The organism is Deinococcus grandis, assembly GCF_001485435.1.
In the GTDB taxonomy this organism is placed as follows: domain Bacteria; phylum Deinococcota; class Deinococci; order Deinococcales; family Deinococcaceae; genus Deinococcus; species Deinococcus grandis.
On sequence record NZ_BCMS01000001.1, the window covers coordinates 1281276 to 1299293 of the forward strand.

At 73.6% G+C, this 18018-nt stretch carries 9 protein-coding genes; 4 read left to right on the forward strand and 5 right to left on the reverse strand.

Features of this window, described 5'->3' with window-relative positions; all coding sequences use genetic code 11:
* Window positions 1-46: 46 nt before the first annotated feature.
* Complete coding sequence (locus tag DEIGR_RS06430) at window positions 47-9904, reverse strand: translocation/assembly module TamB domain-containing protein (RefSeq protein ID WP_236704679.1); 9858 nt, start codon at window positions 9902-9904, stop codon at window positions 47-49.
* 165 nt (window positions 9905-10069) lie between these two features.
* Here DEIGR_RS06430 and DEIGR_RS06435 point away from each other — a divergent pair, with 165 nt between their 5' ends.
* Window positions 10070-10333 carry an acylphosphatase gene (locus DEIGR_RS06435; RefSeq protein WP_081424489.1) on the forward strand — a complete coding sequence of 88 codons (264 nt, stop codon included), beginning with the start codon at window positions 10070-10072 and terminating at the stop codon, window positions 10331-10333.
* Between the two features lie 28 nt (window positions 10334-10361).
* Here the strand turns inward: DEIGR_RS06435 and DEIGR_RS06440 are convergent, their stop codons facing one another.
* The 4 genes from DEIGR_RS06440 to DEIGR_RS06455 all read right to left on the reverse strand — a co-directional run bounded on the left by DEIGR_RS06440 (window position 10362) and on the right by DEIGR_RS06455 (window position 13939).
* Window positions 10362-11777, reverse strand: a complete 1416-nt coding sequence (locus DEIGR_RS06440; RefSeq protein ID WP_058976222.1) for a WGR domain-containing protein — start codon at window positions 11775-11777, stop codon at window positions 10362-10364.
* Window positions 11778-11796: 19 nt separating this feature from the next.
* The gene (locus DEIGR_RS06445; RefSeq protein ID WP_058976223.1) at window positions 11797-12378 is read right to left on the reverse strand and encodes a P-loop NTPase family protein; all 582 of its coding nucleotides are present in this window, start codon (window positions 12376-12378) and stop codon (window positions 11797-11799) included.
* 49 nt (window positions 12379-12427) lie between these two features.
* Entirely contained in the window at window positions 12428-13438 is a 1011-nt protein-coding gene (locus tag DEIGR_RS06450; RefSeq protein WP_058976224.1) for a serine hydrolase domain-containing protein, read from the reverse strand.
* A 63-nt stretch (window positions 13439-13501) separates the two neighbouring features.
* Window positions 13502-13939, reverse strand: coding sequence for an OsmC family protein (locus DEIGR_RS06455; RefSeq protein ID WP_058976225.1), 438 nt, complete (start codon window positions 13937-13939; stop codon window positions 13502-13504).
* 175 nt (window positions 13940-14114) lie between these two features.
* Between DEIGR_RS06455 and DEIGR_RS06460 the strand changes: the two genes are divergently transcribed.
* The 3 genes from DEIGR_RS06460 to DEIGR_RS06470 all read left to right on the forward strand — a co-directional run bounded on the left by DEIGR_RS06460 (window position 14115) and on the right by DEIGR_RS06470 (window position 18015).
* Window positions 14115-15053: an ABC transporter substrate-binding protein gene (locus tag DEIGR_RS06460; RefSeq protein WP_058976226.1), complete on the forward strand. Its 939-nt coding sequence runs from the start codon at window positions 14115-14117 to the stop codon at window positions 15051-15053.
* A gap of 89 nt (window positions 15054-15142) precedes the next feature.
* Window positions 15143-17224, forward strand: a complete 2082-nt coding sequence (locus DEIGR_RS06465; protein WP_058976227.1) for a S9 family peptidase — start codon at window positions 15143-15145, stop codon at window positions 17222-17224.
* On the forward strand, window positions 17221-18015 hold the full coding sequence (locus tag DEIGR_RS06470; protein ID WP_058976228.1) for an alpha/beta fold hydrolase: 795 nt from the start codon (window positions 17221-17223) through the stop codon (window positions 18013-18015). Before DEIGR_RS06465 ends, DEIGR_RS06470 begins: the two co-directional genes overlap by 4 nt.
* The last annotated feature ends 3 nt before the right edge of the window (window positions 18016-18018 follow it).

Consider the following 18018-nt stretch of genomic DNA (forward strand, 5'->3'; position numbering starts at 1 on the left):
GGTCTGGAGGTGGGGAGCGTGCGTCCCCCACCTCCACTCCCGGCCTTTACCGCCCGAACAGGTAGCGCACCCCGAAGCGGAACACGGCGCCGCGTTCGCCGTTCTCCACGCCGAAGTTCACGTTGGTCCGGTCGTTCACGTTGTACCCGACGCTGAAGGTCGGGCGGATCGACTGGAGGTTCAGGCCCTTCAGGGGCGTGCTGACCTTGAACGTGAAGCGGCTGTCGGGCGCGGTGTACTCGGCGTTGATCAGGCCCTCGCCGTTCAGGTCCACCTGGTACTGCAGGTACAGGTCGCGGGTCAGGTACGACCCGAGCGTGATCGTGGCACCCACGGTGCCGTCCTCGACGCTCAGCTGCGGGGTCAGGCGGAACACGTCCAGGCCGAACGCGTTGGCGATGGTCCGCTCGAACTCGCCCAGCACGAACACGTTCAGCGCCGTCTGGATGGCGCTGGACCCCAGCGCGCCCAGGTTGCTGGGCAGCGCCGCGAGGTTCGGGACGCCGGTGGCGACCAGCGCGTACAGTTCCGCCTCGCCGTAGGGCAGTCCGGTGTCGGGGTCAGCGCAGCTGCTGCCCTCGGCGGTGCAGCGCAGCGTGGTCGTCAGGTCCAGGACCGGCGAGCCGCTGCGCGTGACGAACTCGCCGCTCAGTTCCAGCGTGACCGGCACGCGCTGGCGGGTGGTGACGGCGGTGACGGTGCCGCTGGCCTGCACGCTGAAGCGCGGGTAGAGGTTGTCGCCGCTGAACGTGACACTGCTGTCCTGCAGCGCGAACTCGTTCTCACGCAGGTACACGAAGCCGCGCTGCGAGCGGACCCCGCCACTCAGGCGCGGGCGGTCGCCGCTGCCCGCAAGCGTCAGGCTGCCCGTGAACTCGGCCCGGACGAGGTTCTCGTCGATGCGGATGCCGTTCGCCGCGCGGATGGGAATGTCCTCGAACACCAGCCGCTGCAGGAAGGGCCGCGCTGGGCGGGCCGCCGGGTCCTGCTGCGGCTGCGGGAAGGTCGTGAATTCCTCGGGCAGGGGACTCACGAAGTTGTCGGTGGTGCGGCCCGTGGCGGCGTCCACCTTGTTCTGGCCGGGCGCGGGGATGGTGGCGGGGGCGTTCACGCGGCCCAGCACCAGCCGCGCGAAGTCGGCCGCGCCGGTCACGCGGATGACGCTGCCGTCGTCCACGGCGCGCAGGTCGGCGTTCAGGGCACTCTCGCGGCCGTAGATGATCGCCAGCGGCAGGTTGTAGTTCCGCGCGGCGAGACTCAGGTCCCACCTGGGCGAGAGCGTCCCGGTGAGGCTCAGGGTGCCCGTGCCGCTGGCCGCGGTGGTGCTGCGGCTCTGCGCGTCCAGCGTCCAGCGGCCGTCGGGCTGCTGCGCGAGGGTCACCGAGCTGTCCGGCAGGGCGCCCAGCGGCTGCGGCGCCAGCAGGCCCGCGAAGGTCACGCGGGTGCCGCTCAGGCGGCCCAGCGTGAGCTGCCCGGCCACGTTCAGCGTGCCGCCCGACCCGACGGTGCCGCCGGTCAGGACGCGCCCGCCCGCCGTGAACGCGCCGCTGTCGGGCAGGTCCCCGGCGAACTGCGGCACGCTCAGGCTCAGGCCCGCCACGCTGCCCTGGAGGTTCTGCGCGCGCAGCAGCCCGCGCGGCCGGTCGTACGTCCCCGCCGCCGAGAGGGTCAGGGTGCCCTTCAGGCTGGGGGTCAGGTCCACCAGGCCCGGCACCAGCCGCAGCACGGGCGTGAAGGTGGTGTCCGTGAACTGCGCGCTGAGGTTCACGTTCTCGCGGGTGTACTGGCCGCGCACGTCCCAGGTGCCGGCGCCGCCCAGCTGGATGTTCACGCCGCGCAGCTCCCGGCTGGCGAAGTCCAGCGTGCCGCTCCCGGTCAGGGTCTCGGTCACGGCGCCTTCGCCGGTGCCGCTCGTGGCACTCACGCGGATGCGTTCGGCCACGACGTTCAGCGTTCCGGCCGCCGGGTCGGCCAGCGGGAAGCGGAAGCGGGCCACGCCGGTCACGACGCCCTCGCCGGGCGTCTCCCCGGTGAAGGCCCCCACCAGCGCGCCCACCGGCAGGGCGCGTAGGCTGCCCTGCCCGAACACCTCGCCGCCGCCCAGGCCCGCCGTGAAGTCCGACTCGCCCAGGAAGCCGCGGATGCGCCAGTCGCTGCCGACCTGCGTGCCCTCCAGGCGGGCCGGGAGGGTCTTCGTGCCGACGGTCAGTGCGTCGGCGCGCAGCACGAACGTGCCGCCCCCGCCGCGCAGGTTCGCCTCGCCGCTCACGCGGCCGGACAGCGCCGGGGCGATCTTCAGGTCCCGGACCTCCAGTTCGTCCAGCGTGGCGCGCAGCGTGTACCCGTCCCCGGTGGGCTGCACGGCGAGCACGCCCTCCAGCGCGGGAATCAGGTCCGCCACGCCGCCCGAGGCGCTCAGGTCCGCGCTGCCCATGTCGTTCCCGCCGCGCAGATCGGCGACGAACGTCTGCCCGTCGAGGTTCAGCGTGCCGCTCAGGCGCACGGTCTGGCCCGCCACGTCCAGCGGGTAGGCGGTCACGCCCAGCGTGCCGCGCAGCCCGTCGGCGGCGGCGCGGACGTTCACGTCCAGGCGGCCGTCGTCCTGCGTCAGGCGGCCCGTCAGGGTGCCGGTCCAGACCTCGGGGCCCTGCGCGGCCCGCAGCGTCAGCGTCCCGGCCCGCAGCGCCGCCGTGAGGTTCACCGTCGGGCGGCCCCCGTCCAGGGTCACGTCGCCGTCCAGGCTGCCGCGCAGCGCCACACCCAGGTACGGCGCGGCGTACGGCGTGTCCAGTTCCCGCACGCTCAGCGCCACGCGGCCCGAGGTCGTGTCGGTGTTCACGCTGCCCGTGGCGGTCAGCAGGCCCGACAGGCCCGTGATGCCCAGGCGGCCCAGGTTCAGGCCCGGCAGGTTCGCCGCGAGCTGCCCGGTCTGCCAGCGCAGCGAGCCGTCCACCAGTCCGTCCGAGACGTTCAGGTCGGCGGCCTTCAGGCTGGCGCTGCCGCTGGCGCGCCACTCGCCGCGCCGCACGGACAGCTGCGCGCGCGGGTCGGCCAGGGTGCCGTCCGCCGTGACGGTCACGGCACCCTCGGGCCGGGTCAGGCTGGCGGTGCCCAGCAGGGCCCACTCGCCGCGCGCGCCGGGACGGGCTTCCAGCACGCCGCTGCCCTGCGCCTGCGGGCCGTCCACGAGGCGCAGCTGCACGCCGCGTGCACTGGCGACCACGCGGGCGCCCGCGCCGAGCAGGCCCGCCTCGCCCTGCGCCAGTGGCGTCCCCAGCGGGCCACTCAGGCGCAGCGTCAGCGGCTGCGTCAGGATCCCGGCGGGGCCGCCCGTGACGCGCGCGCTGCCGCGCCAGCCGCCCAGGCGGTCGGCGGTGACGTCCAGCGCGGCGCGCAGACCCTGCGGTCCGCTGAGGTTCCCGCGCGCACCGAGCGCCTGCGCGCGGTTCGTGAGTTGCACGCGGCCCGCCAGGGTGCCCGAGGCGTCCACGGTCAGGTCGGCGGTGCCGTCCAGGGCTGCACTGCCCGACGCCTCCAGCTGACTGCCGAAGGCCGCCGCGCTCAGGCCGATCAGGGTCACGCGGGAGCCGTCCAGTGTCGCGACCGTCCGGCCCGTCTGAGTCAGTGTCCCCTTCACTCCGGCCAGCGTGCCGGACAGGGTGCCGCCCAGGTCGCCCAGCGTGATCCCGGCCAGCGCCGCGCCGCGCGTGCTCAGCGTGCCCGCCAGGGTGGGGGAGACCAGCGTGCCGCCCAGGCTGGCGCTCAGGGTCGCCTCGCCCGCGCCGCCCACCAGCGGCAGCGGCGTGACGCTCAGGCGTCCCGCCAGCGCCGGGACGAGGTTCGCGCCCGGCGTGAGGCTCAGCGTGCCCGCACCCAGTCGCCCGGCCGCCAGCGCGTACGTGCCGCGCCCGTCGCCGGTCAGGGTCACGGGGTCCGGGAGGCCCGCCACGCTGGCCCGCACCGAGCCGGACAGGCGCGGCCACACCCCGTTCAGATCCAGTGTCGCGCGGGTGTCACCGCTGCTGACCGTGCCGTACAGGCGGGCGCGCAGGGTGCCCGCCGATAGGTCGAGGTCGCTCGCCTCGGCGTACACCGTGCCGCCCAGGCTGCCCTTCAGGGCCGCGCGGGCGTTCAGGCGCGGGTCGAGCACCCGGCCCGACGCGGTGATCAAGGCCTCCAGCTGGTCGGTGGTCAGCGTCACGCGGCCCGCCACGGCCGGGTCGGCGGCGCGGCCTGTGAAGGTCAGGTCCGCGCCCAGCGTGCCGCTCCCCAGCGACGCGGCGTTCAGGTACGCGGCGCTCAGGTCGCGCGCGGTCACGCGCAGCCCACCCGGCAGCGAGCCCTGGGCGCGCAGCACGCCGTCACGCAGGCTGCCGCTCAGGTCGGCGCTCAGGACGTCCGCGCGCGGATCGAAGGCGGCGCGGCCATACAGGCTGAACGGCCCGGCCTGCGCCTGCTCGCCCTTCACCGCGAGGTTCTGTGCGTTCAGTGCCTCCAGCCCACCGGACAGGGTGCCGCTGGCCGTCAGGGTGCCCGCCACGGTCAGGGCGTCCACGTCCAGCCCGGCGGGCAGCAGCCGCGCGGCACGCAGCCCGTCCAGGCGCAGCGACGCGGCATAGCGCCCGTTGTCCAGGGTGGCCAGTCCGCTCGTGCGTGCGCCGGTCAGCTGCACGCGGGCGTTCCCGGCGGCGTAGCGGGCGCTCAGGGCGCCGCTCAGGTCCCCCTGCGTGTCCTGCACGGCGCCGCTGAACGCGGCGTTCAGCGCGCTCCACGACGCGCCGCTCAGCGTGGCCGCACCGCTCAGGCGCAGCTGCTCCGCGCGGCCCCACAGGGCGCCCGCGTCGAAGCTCGCCAGGGTCAACGTGCCGCCCGGCCGCAGCGGGAGGCTGGCGGGCAGGCGCCCGGTCACGCGGGCCTCACGCACGCCGGTGCCCAGCGTGGCAGCCACGGTCAGGTCGCCCGTGGGGGCCCCGTCCAGCAGGGCGTCCAGCGGCCCGCCGGGCACGTCACCCACCGCGCGCAGCGACCCGCTGAAGCCCGTGCGGGCGTTCCAGCCGATCGGGCCGCGCAGCCGCACGTCCGTGTCGGCGGTCACGAGCGCCGCGTTCAGGGTCAGCGCGACGCGTTGCAGGCCACCGAGCGCGCCGGTGCCCAGGTCGCCCCGCACCTCGCCCGCCAGCGGGGCGCCCGTGAACACCGCGCGGTACGCGCCGCCCAGCAGGTGCGCCGAGACGCGCGTGCCCGCCGCGCGCAGCCCCGACGGACCGTCCGTCAGGCGGCCCTGCACGGTCACGTCCGGCCGGGAGAGGCTGCCACGCACCTGCGCCGTGTACGTACCGGGCAGCAGGTCCGTCAGGGTCGCCTTCGCGTCCAGCTTCAGCGCCGGGAACACCGGCCCGCCCGCCCGCACGGTGCCCTGCGCGAGTTCGGCCTGCGCGCCGTCCAAACGCAGCACGCCGCCCGCGAAGCGCGCCGGGGCACGGAAGGTCACGCCCCCCACCTCGCCCTGCGCGGTGGCGCGCACGTCGGCCAGGGTGCCGCCCAGTGTGACGGACGCCCGGCCCGCCTGCCCCAGCAGGGGCCGCAGGTCGCCCGCGTTCGCCGAACCACTCAGGGTCCAGGCCCCCAGGCCCGCACCCGACCGCTGCGCCGCACTCAGGTCCAGCGCCGCGCCCGCCACGCTGCCGCCCAGGGTCACGCGCGCCGCGCCGCCCGTCAGGGCCACCCCGGTCGCGGTGACGTTCACGGCCTTCCCGGCATACGACCCGTTCACTCGCAGGGTCAGCGCGTCCCCCGCCCCAGGCCCCGCGCGGCCGGTCAGGGCGGCGCGCAGGTCCTCGAAGGTCACGGCGGCGTTCGCCTGCGGGTACAGCGGGCCGCGCACGCTCAGCGCCTGCCCGCCCAGGGTGCTGCTCAGGTTCGCGCTGACCTGCCCGCGCAGCAGGCTGACGCTCCCGCGCGCCGCCTGTCCGGCGGCCTGCACGTTCACGTCCGCGCGCCCGGTCGCCCGCGTGAAGTCCAGATCCGGCACGCTCAGGTTCAGGGCGATGCGGCCGCGCACGCCGTCCAGCACCGGGCTCAGCACCCGGGCGTCCAGCACGGCGCTGCGGACCGTCAGGCCCGCGCCGCCGTACGCCACCGGAATCCGCGAGCCCGGGTGGGTGAGGGTGCCCCTCACGGTCAGACCACTGCGCCAGTCCGCGCGGGCGTCCAGCCGCAGCGGGTCACCCAGGTACCGGGTGCCGCTCGTGAACAGCGTGGCGCTGCTTCCGCCCAGCGCGACCTCCAGCTGCCCCGGCACGAGTGCCGCGCGCACGTCCGCCGGGAGGCCCGCCGCGAACGGCGCGAGACTGGTGCTCAGCGTGCCCCCCAGCGCCGGGAGGACCGACACCCGCCCGTTCAGCGGCCCCGAAGGCAGCGCCAGCAGGGTGGTCGTGCCCTGCCCGGCCAGCTGCACGGTACCCGCCTGTTCTGTCGCGGGGGTGCTCCCCAGTGCGTAGCGCAGGCCCAGCGCGCCCGCCCAGGTGCCGCCCGCGTACGTCAGGCCGCCCACGGTCGCGCGCAGCCCGGTCAACGACGCGCGCAGCGGGAACGACTGCCCCGGCACGCTCAGCGCGGTCGGCCCCGCCGCGAAGCGCTGCGGTTTCACGGTCAGGGTGCCGCGCAGGTCCGCGACGCCCCCGGTCGCCGCCGCCGTGAAGTACGGGCCGGTCACGCGCAGGTTCAGACCCTCCAGCGTGGCGGGCAGCCGCACCCGTCCGGTCGCGGTGACGGCCTGCCCCGCGACCGAGCCGGTCACGCGCAGCGCCCCGCGGTCCGCGCGGACCAGGAACGGCCCGGCGTTCAGGCGGCCATCCAGCACGCCGTTCCGGGCCGTCAGGGTCCCCTCCAGCCGCTGCCCGGCCAGCGTGAGGCCACTGGCCGTCAGGTTCAGGTTGTCGAAGCCCGCCAGGGTCACGCTCGCGCGGCCCCCCTGCGCGTCCCGCACCGCGACCTGCCCGCGCGGCTCCGCGCCGGTCCCCTGCACGTTCCCGTCCACGAACAGCCCGTTCCCGAGCGGCCCGCTGACATCCACGTCGTACCGCCCGCTGGGCAGCGAGGCGGTGCCCTCGGCGCGCAGGCCCTCGCCGTCCGTGACGAGCAGGTTCAGGCCGTTCCACGGGCCGTTCACCGCCAGGGTGTACTGATCGAGCACCCCGCGCGCGTTCACCGCGCCCCGGAACGAGCCGCCCGGCCCGGGTGCCCAGGACGCGCGGCCCTGCACGCGACCAGCCTGCCCGAAGGCCGTCAGGGCCTGCGCGCCGCTGACCTGCACCAGACCGCTGCGGCCGTCGTACGCGGCCGTCAGGTCACCCCAGGTGCCGCCGACGCGCACGGCGGGCGTCAAGGTGCCCCGCAGGTTCACTGCCTGCGCGGGCAGCGTCACGCCGCCGAAGGACAGGACGCCGGTGCGGCCGGTCACGGCGGCCCTCAGCGCGCCGTACGGGCCGCTCACGCGGGCGTTCAGAGTCTGCCCCTGCGCCTGCACCGTGCCGCCCACCTGTACGTCGGGGAAGACGCGGCCCGCGACCTGCGCCGCCACGCGCCCCGCGCCGCTGCCCGACGTCACGGTCAGGTCCGCCGTGACCGGCGTGCCCGCGCCCGGCTGCCGGGTCAGGGTGCCCCGGACCGCTGCGCCCGCCGCCTGCGCGTTCACGCGCGCCGACCCGCCCCGCCCCGCGAGGTTCAGGTCCAGCGTGCCGCCCGGGTTCAGGCCCGGCAGCAGGGGCCGCAGCGCGCCCAGGTTCACGCGCCCCTTCGCGGTGATGGTCTCGCCGTCCACGGTACCGCTGGCCGTGTCGCCCCGCGTGGTCAGGCTGAAGCGCACGCCGCGGTCCAGCGTCACGCTCCCCCGGATGTCCGCGCCCGCCACGCGCGCCTGCACGCGGTACGGGGCGCGCAGGTCCGCGTCGGCCAGGACGGTCACGCCGTTCGACGTGCCGCGCAGCTGCGCGGTCGTGCCGTTGCCCACCGCGCTCAGCGTCACGCCTGCCCCCACGGCCCGCAGCGACCCGAAGGCCTTCAGGGTGTTCGTGACCGTCACGTCCCCCGTGACCCGCAGGCCGCCCGCCACGGCGAGGTTCCGGGCGCGCAGCCCGAAGGCGTCCCCGTTCCAGCTCAGCTGCTGAGCCCCTGCCGTGAACGTCCCACGCTGCCGCACGTAATTCAGGTCCAGCGGCCCCTGCAGTGGCTGCGGCACGCCCGGCACGGTCGCGTTCAGGGTGCCCGTCACGTCCCCGCCCGTCAGGTCGATGCGGCCCCCGCCGGTCAGGGTCACGCCATTCCCGGAGAGGTTCCGGGCGGCCCAGGTGCCCCGGAAGTTCCTGTCCAGGTTCAGGCTGGCCGCGCCCAGATCGACGCGCAGGCCCCGGCGATCGAAAGCCGCCGTCCCCGACAGGCCCGTGAAGGGCCCCGCCTGTCCGTCCGTGACGCGCGCCCGCAGATCGTCCGGCGTGCCGCTCAGGGCCACGCGTGCCCCCGCCGCGCCGAAGGTGGGGTTCAGCACGGCGTTCAGTCGGCTGCCTTCCAGCGCGAAGGTCCCACGCAGCGGCCCGCCCAGGCCCTGCCCGTCGAAGCTCAAGAGGTTTTTCGCGTCGATGCGGCCCTCGACGTCCAGCGCCTTCTGCGCGAAGGTGCCGTTCACGCTCACGCGGCCCTCGCGCCCGAAGGCCCAGCGACCCGCGAGCTTCTGCGCCGAGCCGCCCAGCGCCGTGTCCGCGCTGAACGCCAGATCGTTCGTCTGCCCGGCCACGTTCCCGTCCTCGCTCAGGAAGGTGTACTCGGCGTTTGCGTTGCTGAAGCCCACGCCCGCCAGCGTGCCAGCGCCCTGCGCGTACGCCTTCACCCGCACCGTGCTCCAGCCGCCCGCCGTGACCCGCAACTTCAGGTTGCCGTCCCCCGTCGTGCCCAGCGCGCGGGCCAGCCCCGACACGGTCGGTGCGGCGTCGGCCGTGACCGACCAGTTCTGCGCCTTCAGGTCCACGCCACCGGTCGCGGTGACCGGGCCGTTCCAGCCCTGCCCGGCGAGCTTCAGGCGGATGTCGTCCCCCCGGTGCGTGGCCGTACCGCTGATGCCCGTGACCGTCACGAACTTCGCCTCCGGCACGCGCAGCGCGGCGTCCGTCACCCGCAGGTCACCCACGATGGGGCCGTCCCCGAGCACGTAGCGCCCGGTGATGCGCCCGGCGGTCACGCCCGGCCAGTAGTGGTTCAGCACCCGCGCGTCCGCGTCCAGATCCACCGTGAAGACGTTCGCGCCTGCCTTCTCGGCCACCAGCACGTCCGCGTTCAGGTCACCGTCACGGGTCGCGCCGCGCACCGCCAGCGCCCCGCCCTGCCCCGGCGTGACCGTGAAGCGCCCATCCGGGACGTTGAAGCCCGTGCCGTCCACGGTCAGGCGGGTGCGCTGCACGTCCAGGCCGCCCAGCACGACCGTCCAGCCGCCCCCGCCGCCCCCCGCGCCGCCGCCCCCGCCGAACAGGTCCTGCAACTTCAGGTTCAGCGCCGCGTCGGACGCCTGCACGTTCAGCCGCACCACGCGCGTCAGGGGATTCACGCCCGCGACCGTCACGCCCACGCGGCCCGCCTCACCCTTCAGGCCCGGGATGTTTACGCGCACGCCCGACAGGTTCGGCGCCCACAGGGGTCCCGTGACCCGGTCCGCACTGACGCCTGCCGGTGTCCCGAAGCGCGCCAGGAGCGCCCCACCCAGCAGGGTGGGCAGCAGCGCCAGAATCAGCAGCAGGGCGCCCAGAACAGCCAGAACCCACCACCACACCCGGCCCCGGCGGCGCGGGGGGGGCGCGGTCTCCGGAGCAGCGGGGTCCTGCGTCACGTCACGGTCTTCGGGGCGCGGTTCCGTCACGCCTCCACCCGGCCCGGCGTTGTCCGGTCCTTCCACTGTCCACACGCTCCTGGCCGCATTCCCCGCATTCTACGCAGCGCCGCGTGAATGCCGCACCCACGGCATCCTCATGCAACCGTCAGAAACCCACCGTTCAAAAGGGCGAAAGCCGCTACGATGCCCCCCATGCGCCTGACCGCCCTCATCACCGGTACCGTGCAGGGTGTCGGCTACCGACGCTACGTGCAACGCTACGCCCGCGACCTGAACCTCGCCGGGTACGCCGAGAACCTCAGCGACGGCCGCGTCGAGGTCGTCGCCGAAGGGCACAAGGACGACCTCGCGCGGCTGCTGCATTGGCTGCGGCGCGGCCCGCCCCACGCCCGCGTGCAGGACGTCCAGACCCAGCAGAGCGAGGCCACCGGCCTGAAGGACTTCCACCTGTACTGAAGCGGAAACAGGCTGCCGGTGCGGGTCCTTACCCGACGCGGCGGATGTCGCCCACCACGCGGTAGAAGCCCCCGGCGTCCACGAGGTCCTCCACGAGGTACGTCGCGCCCACCTCGCGGAGGTTGCGGGGGAACTGCACGTTCCACGCGTGATACCCGGGGGTGGTGGGGCGCACGCGCAGGCGGGTACCGTCACGTTCGCAGACCAGCCGCACGCCCTGGCCGCTGTCGGCGGTGACGGCCAGCTGCGTCAGGGGCGCGCTGACCTGCGCGGCCGCGGCGAGTTTCACGTCGCGGGGGGCGGGGGCCTCGCCGCGCTGCGCGGCCTGGATCGCCTCGGGGCTGGCGTCCAGGGCGGCCAGGGTGCCGCGCGAGGTCACGAGGTACAGCCGCCCACCCGAGTACTGCATGCTCAGGGCCCCGCCCACCCCGCTTCCCAGCTTCCACAGGCGCTCGCCCGTGCGGGTGAAGCAGTACACGGCGCTGCCGCTGTCCCCGGCGAACACGTACTCCCCGCCGGGGCTGGTGGCGCAGGACAGCACGGCGGCGTCGCAGGCGTAGTCCTGCACGTGCTCGCCCGCCTTCGTGAAGCGCTGGATGAGGTTCTGGGTGGTGCCCGCGTACAGATCCTGGCCGTCCTGCCAGCCGAACAGCACCCCGCCGCGCGTCCTGGCCTGCCACAGCGGGAGGCCGCTGGTGCGGTCGTACATGCCCACGCCCGACGAGTGCCCGTAGTACACGCCCCGGTCGTCCACGCGGACCATCCAGCCCATCTTGCCGCCGGTGGCGACGTTCGCCCACTGCTGGTCGCTCTCGGCGTCGAAGGCGAACACGTTGCCGTCCCAGTCGCTGGCGGCCAGGGTGCCCGCGTGGATGTCCAGCCACAGCAGCGCGGCGCTGCCCTCGACCTCGTACGCCACGAAGGGCAGTTTGCCGCTCAGGTCGTACACGTTCCCGTCGTCGCACCCGGCGAAGGTCCAGCGGTCGTCCCGCACGAGGCATTTCACGCCGTCGGGCAGGGTGAACGACCTCTGCACCTCGCCGTCGGGGCTCAGGGCGTGCACCTGCCCGGCCTCGTTGCCCACCCAGACCTGATCGTCGCCCGCGAAGATGCCGAACGCGGTGGCTTTCGTGTCGAACTTCCACAGCAGCGGCGCGCTCTGGCGGGTGGTGGAGCGGGTCTCGGTGAAGGTGCGGCGCACCACCTCGCGTTTCTGGCGCACGCCCTGCACGGCGTCCTCGTAGCCCTTGCGGCGTTTTTCCCGGAGTTTCTTCTCGGCTTCCGCCTGCGCCTTCTCGGGGCTGGGGAAGGTCTTGCGCTGGGTCTGGCCGTCGGTGCCGATGCGGCCGTAGCGGACGGTCAGGTCGGCGCCGTCCACGGTCACCTCGTAGAACTTGTGCTCGGCTCCGTTCGGATCCGAATACTCCAGATATGTTACAGACATAATTCTATTGTAGTAGGGATCACGCTGGATTGGCAAGCATACCCGCACCCGCAACACCCGCCGCGAACGCCACGATCCGCCGCGCCGCCTTATGCGGCTCCAGGCACGAAGTATCCAGCACCAGCGCGTCCGCCGGGGCCTCCATCACGCCGCCGCGTTCCATCAGGCCGCGCAGGATCAGCGGATCACGCAGTTTCAGGCGTTCCCGGCGCTCCGGTTGCCCCATCCGCGCCTCCAGTTCCGGCAGGGGACACTCCAGCCATACCGGCACGAACGCCGCGCCCCGCTCGCGCGCCAGCGCACGCAACTCGGCCACGACCTCCTCACCGTCCTCGACGCGACTCAGGTAGTTCGTCAGGATGTGTGACCGCGCGGGCGGGGACAGCCGCAGCGCCCGCAGGCCCACCTGCCGGACCTCCTCGGCCAGATCGAACAGTTCCGGCGGGACCGGACTCACGCCGTCCACGCCGAACGCCGTGAACACCGGATCGTTGAACAGGTGGTTGTCCAGCAGCGCCGCGCCCGTCAGGGCCGACAATTCTTTGCCGACCGTGCGTTTGCCGCTGCCGGGCGCGCCGACCAGATAGAACAGGAAACTCATGCGCGCCAGCCTGCCACACGCACTCCTGGCCTGACCTGCGCCAGAACGCTTACGGGCCGGTCATGAGCTTCAGGAACGTGTCGTCGTTCCAGTCGCCGCCCCGCCCGAAGCGCACGATCACCGCGTTCCGGTCCGGCAGGACGTACAGCCGCTGGTTCGCCGCGCCCGCCGCCATGAACACGCTCGTGGGCTGGCTGGGCATCAGCCGGTCGCCCTTCAGGTTCAGCGCGGCGACGGGGACGGTGTCGCCGCTGTCCAGCGTGCCGTTCGTGGGGACGTTCAGCCAGAGGTTCAGGCCATACACGCTCAGCGCCGCGCTGCCCTGGTGGCACTCGCCCAGCCCGGCGGCACTCAGGAGCGTGCGGCCCTGCCACTGCCCGCCCTGCAGGAGCAGCTGCCCGACCCGCGCCCACTCGCGGGCGCTCAGGCGGGCGCCTCCGGCCAGATCGGCGTGCCCGGCGCGGTCGCGCGCCCAGACGGGGTGGACGTCCAGGGCGTCCAGCACGCGCACCTGCAACGCCACCTCGGGCTCCTGCCCGGTCTTGCGGCGCACGAGTTCCGCGAACGCCGCCAGGTGCGCGTTTCCGTAGTGGAACGCCTGCCCGGCGGGCGAGGTCGGGGTGGCGGCCAGCGCGGCGGCGCTCAGGTCGCGGTTCAGGGTGGGAATGGGGCTGCCCACGTTGCCCGGCAGGCCCCCCGTGAAGTTCAGCAGTTGCCGCACCGTGATGTCCCGCCGGGCGTCGCCGCGCCATTCGGTCAGGGTGTCGGCGGCCCGCTCGTCGAGCCGCAGCACGCCCGCGTCCTGCAGGGCGACGGCCAGCAGGCACCCGAAGGTCTTGCTGCCGCTGGCGAGGACGTGCGGGTCGTTCAGGTCGAAGCCGTTCTGCGCCTGGGCGAACACCTCGCGGCCGTCCTGCCAGACGAGCACCGCGTCGCCCCGGTGCGCCTGCGAGTACGCGGCGGCGCGCTGCACGTCTGCAGGCGCGAAGAGCGTGGCCGCATGCGCCACGGGGGAGAGGAGCAGTCCGGTCAGGACCGGCGGCAGAGCAGGGAAGCGCATGAGTCAGCGTAAGACAAGGAACCGGCCACCAGCACGAGTGCGGTAGCCGGGCGGGTGGCGTGCTTATTCGAGGATGGCTTCGTGGGTGATCTCGACGTTGCCTTTCATGACCTGACTCATGGGGCACATGTCAGCGGCCTGCTTGACGTGCGCCTCGAAGTCGGCCTGGTCGCTGCCCGTGACCTTGCCGCGCACGACGAGTTTCATGGCGCTGACCTTGAAGCCCGCGCCGTCCTTGACCATCTCGCAGGTGGCCTGGGTGTCCAGGGACTCGATGGTGTGGCCGTGGTTGGCGAGGAGTGCCGAGAGCTGCATGGTGAAGCACCCGGCGTGGGCGCTGGCCAGGAGTTCTTCGGGGTTGGTGCCCTTGCCGTTCTCGAAGCGGGTGCCGAACGAGTACTGCGCGCCGTCCAGCACGCCGCTCTCGGTGCTGACGGTGCCCTTGCCGTGTTTGAGGTCGCCTTCCCAGTGGGCCATTGCCTTGCGTGCGATGTCTGCCATGCGCTCCAGTCTGCGCGGTCGGGTGGTGGGGTCGGCACGGGTGCGGTTGAGCGGAACTTCATGGTTGCGTGATTCCCCACGACGAATCCCGACCTTACAACTCGGGATTGAGTCTGGCACAATCCCCCACACCAGCGCGGCCGTCCCCCACGGACCCCGGCGCACAAGGACACCCATGCACACACGAACCACCCTCCTGACCCTCTCCGCTGGCCTGGGCAGCGCCGCCCTGACCGCCAGCGCCGCCACGTACCCCCAGACCGTCACGCACGCCGCCGGAACGACCACCATCCCCCGGCAGCCGCTGCGCGTCGTGGCCCTCGGCCCGCACGCGCTGGACCTGCTGCTGGCCATCGGCGTGCAGCCCGTCGGCTACGGCGAGGCCTCCACGTTCCTGAAAACCCCGGCGTTCGGTTCGCCCATCCGCGACATCAAGTACCTGGGCAGCCGCGTGACCAGCGCGCCCGTGAACGTCGGCGACCGCTTCAACCCGAACCTCGAGATCCTGACCTCCCTGCGCCCGGACCTGATCGTCGGCGAGACGTACGCCGCGAACGTGTACCCGCAGCTCAGCCGCATCGCGCCCACGCTGCTGCTCGACGGCATCGACCGTGGCGCGTGGCAGAAGACGCTGCCCACCCTGGCCCGCGTCCTGAACCGCGAGGCCGCCTACCGCAGCGCCCTGAACACCTACACCAAGGGCGTGCAGGCCACCCGCGCGCAGCTGACCGCGTTCGGCAGGAAGCGCGTGCTGGTCGTCTGGACGGCCGGAGGGGACGCCCGCAACACCTTCACGATCAGCGGCAGCGACGACTGGACCGGCGGCCTGCTGCGCGACGTGGGCCTGAACGTCATCGACGGGCAGAAGAAGGACGCCGTGGTCAGCGTGGAGGGGCTCGCGGCCCTGGACCCGGACGCCGTGATCGTCCTGGCCGCCGGGACCAGCACGCCCACCCGCGCCCGCGCCGAGTGGACCGCCGGGGCGATCACCAGCCGCCTGCGCGCCAGTCAGGCCGGGCAGGTGTACTTCTTCGACTACCACCTGTTCCGCCGCATCCGCGGCCCGATCGCCGCGCAACTCGTCGAGCGGCAGCTCGTCAAGGCGCTGCGCTGATCTGCATGCCGCGCTGAGCCCCCACCCCGGCGGGGGCAGCCGGTCAGGTCCAGCAGTGCACCCTGAGACGTACCGCTATGCTCCGGGGTATGACCTCTGCACCCCGCGCCGCCCGCAAGGGCGTCCTGCACGATATTCACGGCGTCCAGCGCGCCGACGATTACCACTGGCTGAAAACCCAGGGCAAGGCCGACCCCGAGGTGCTGGCCTACCTGAGCGCCGAGAACGCGCACCTGGACGCCGTGATGGCCCCGCTGCGGGACACGCAGGCGGCGATCTACCGCGAGTTGCTGTCGCACGTGCAGGAGCAGGACGACCAGCCGGAGGTCGTGCGCGGCGCGTACGCTTACTTCCAGCGGACCCTGGAGGGGCAGGCGCACGCGATCTTCATGCGCCGTCCCCTGGTGGGCGGGCCCGAGGAGACGCTGCTGGACCTGAACGCCCTGAAGGTCCGCGAGGGTCTGGAGAACGTGTGGGTGTACCGCGCGGTGCCCAGCCCGGACGGGCGGCTGTGGGCGTACCTGCTCGACACGACCGGGCAGGAGGTCTTCGGGCTGCGCGTGCTGGACACCGCCACCGGTGAACTGGTCGAGGCCCCATTGACCGGCCTGAGCGGCTGGGTGCTCGACTGGAACGCGGCCGGAACGGGGCTGTACTACGCGACCGACGACGCCACGCAGCGCCCGGACAGCATCTGGCGGCACACGCTGGGGCAGCCGCAGGCGCAGGACGAGCGGCTGCTGAACGAACCCGACGCGACCTTCCGCGTCTCAGCCGGTCAGACGGAGGTCGGCGGCGCATTAATGCTTCTGAGTCAGAGCAACAAGGCCGAGGAATGGTTGGTGCTGGACACCGCGCAGGACGGCGCGCAACCCACGCTGCTCCTCCCGCGTGAACGTGGCACCGAGGTCCCGGTCCTGACGGACGCCGGGGATCACTGGCTGGCCCTGACGAACCACGGCGGCGCCGAGGAATTCAAACTCGTGCGCTTCCCGAAACGCGCGGGCGCGCTGAACTGGGCCGACGCGCAGGACGTCCTCCCGTACGACCCGGCGCGGCACCTGACCGGCCTGCACCTCTTCCGGGATCACCTCCTGCTGTCCGGGCGCGAAGATGGCTTCACGCGCCTGTGGGTGCTGGCCCGCACGCCCGGCGGGTACGGTCCGGCCCGCCGCGTCGAGTTCCCCGAGGACAGCGTCACCGTCCGCATCGGCGCGAACCACGTCTTCGACTCGGGCAGCGCGCGGATCGTGTTCACCAGCCTCACCCGGCCCGTCGAACACCTCGACCTCGACCTGAACAGCCTGAACACCACCCTGGTGAAGGCCACGCCGGTCCCCGGCTACGACGCCAGCTTGTACGTCAGCGAGCAGACCTGGATCACCGCGCCCGACGGCGAGCGCGTCCCCGTGAGCCTGCTGCGCCGCCGGGACACCCTCCTGCCCGCGCCGACCCTGCTGTACGGCTACGGCAGTTACGGCTTCAGCATGGACCCCGCGTTCTCCATCACGCGCCTGCCGCTGGTGGACCGGGGCTGGGTGTACGCCATCGCGCACGTCCGGGGCGGGTCCGAACTGGGCCGCCGCTGGTACGACGCCGGGCGACTGGCGCACAAGATGAACACCTTCACCGACTTCGTCGCCGCCGGGGAGGCCCTGAAGGCGGACGGCACCGCGCGCGAACTGGTCGCCATGGGCCGCAGCGCGGGCGGCCTCCTGATGGGCGCGGCGCTGAACCTGCGCCCCGACCTGTGGACCGCCGTGTTCCCCGGCGTGCCGTTCGTGGATGTGCTGAGCACCATGCTCGACGACAGCATCCCGCTGACCACGAACGAGTACGACGAGTGGGGGAACCCCAACCACGAGGCGCAGTACGCCGTGATGGCCGCGTACAGCCCCTACGACAACCTCAAGGCCACCCGCTACCCGCACCTGTTCGTCAGCACCGGCCTGAACGACCCGCGCGTCGCGTACTGGGAACCCGCCAAGTTCGCCGCCCGCGTGCGTGACCTCGCGCAGCCCGGCAGCGGGACCGTCGTCCTGAAGACCATCATGGGCGCCGGGCACGGCGGGTCCAGCAGCCGCTACGAGTACCTCAACGAGATCGCCGAGGAATACGCCTACGCGCTGGCCGCCGTGGCAGGCACCCTGCCCACCCCGGACGCCCCGTGATCATCCCCGCAGCCGACGGCACCCCACTGTTCGTGCAGGGGCGGGGCGAGGGGCACCCACTGATCCTCCTGCACGGCCTGGGCAGCCACAGCGGCTGGCTGGACGCCGACCTGCACCACCTCGCCGGGACGCGGCGCGTGATCGCCCTCGACAGCCGCGGGCACGGCCGCTCGGGCCGCCCCGCGAACTACACGCTGGCGGATCACGTCAGCGACGTGCTGACCGTCATGGACGCCCTGAACTTCCCGCAGGCGGACGTGATGGGCACCAGCATGGGCAGCTACGTCGCGCAGGCCCTCGCCACCGCCCACCCGGATCGCGTCACGCGGCTGATCCTGGTCGTCCCGAAGGCCAGCGGGCAGACCAGCGGCACCGCCGCCCTGATGGCCCGGCACGAGGACGACCTGCGGGACCTGACCCAGCAGGAGGTCCAGGCGTTCCTGCTGGATCGCATGTTCGCCCCCGGCACCCCGCAGGCCATCCGGGACGAGGTCGCCCGCCGCACCGCCGACGACCACGCGACCGGACTGGCCCAGACGCCGGAACAGGCCGACGCCGCCCGCCGCGCCCTGGAACGCTTCGACTTCCGCCCCGGCCTGCCCCGCGTCACCGCCCCCACCCTGATCCTCAGCGGCGCGCACGACCCCCTCAACCCACCCCCCGCCGGAGCGGAGATCGCCGCCCTGATCCCCCACGCCCGCCAGGAGATCCTGGCCCACAGCGGGCACTTCCCCGCGCTGGAAGAGGCGGAGCGGTACCGCGCGCTGGTGGACGACTTTCTGGGGGAGTAGGGA

Bases quoted from the DNA above. Each gene is read 5' to 3' on its own strand.
- DEIGR_RS06435 (WP_081424489.1), top strand. From the start codon at position 10,070: ATGCGCCTGACCGCCCTCATCACCGGTACCGTGCAGGGTGTCGGCTAC.
- DEIGR_RS06440 (WP_058976222.1), bottom strand. From the start codon at position 11,777: ATGTCTGTAACATATCTGGAGTATTCGGATCCGAACGGAGCCGAGCAC.
- DEIGR_RS06445 (WP_058976223.1), bottom strand. From the start codon at position 12,378: ATGAGTTTCCTGTTCTATCTGGTCGGCGCGCCCGGCAGCGGCAAACGC.
- DEIGR_RS06450 (WP_058976224.1), bottom strand. From the start codon at position 13,438: ATGCGCTTCCCTGCTCTGCCGCCGGTCCTGACCGGACTGCTCCTCTCC.
- DEIGR_RS06455 (WP_058976225.1), bottom strand. From the start codon at position 13,939: ATGGCAGACATCGCACGCAAGGCAATGGCCCACTGGGAAGGCGACCTC.
- DEIGR_RS06460 (WP_058976226.1), top strand. From the start codon at position 14,115: ATGCACACACGAACCACCCTCCTGACCCTCTCCGCTGGCCTGGGCAGC.
- DEIGR_RS06465 (WP_058976227.1), top strand. From the start codon at position 15,143: ATGACCTCTGCACCCCGCGCCGCCCGCAAGGGCGTCCTGCACGATATT.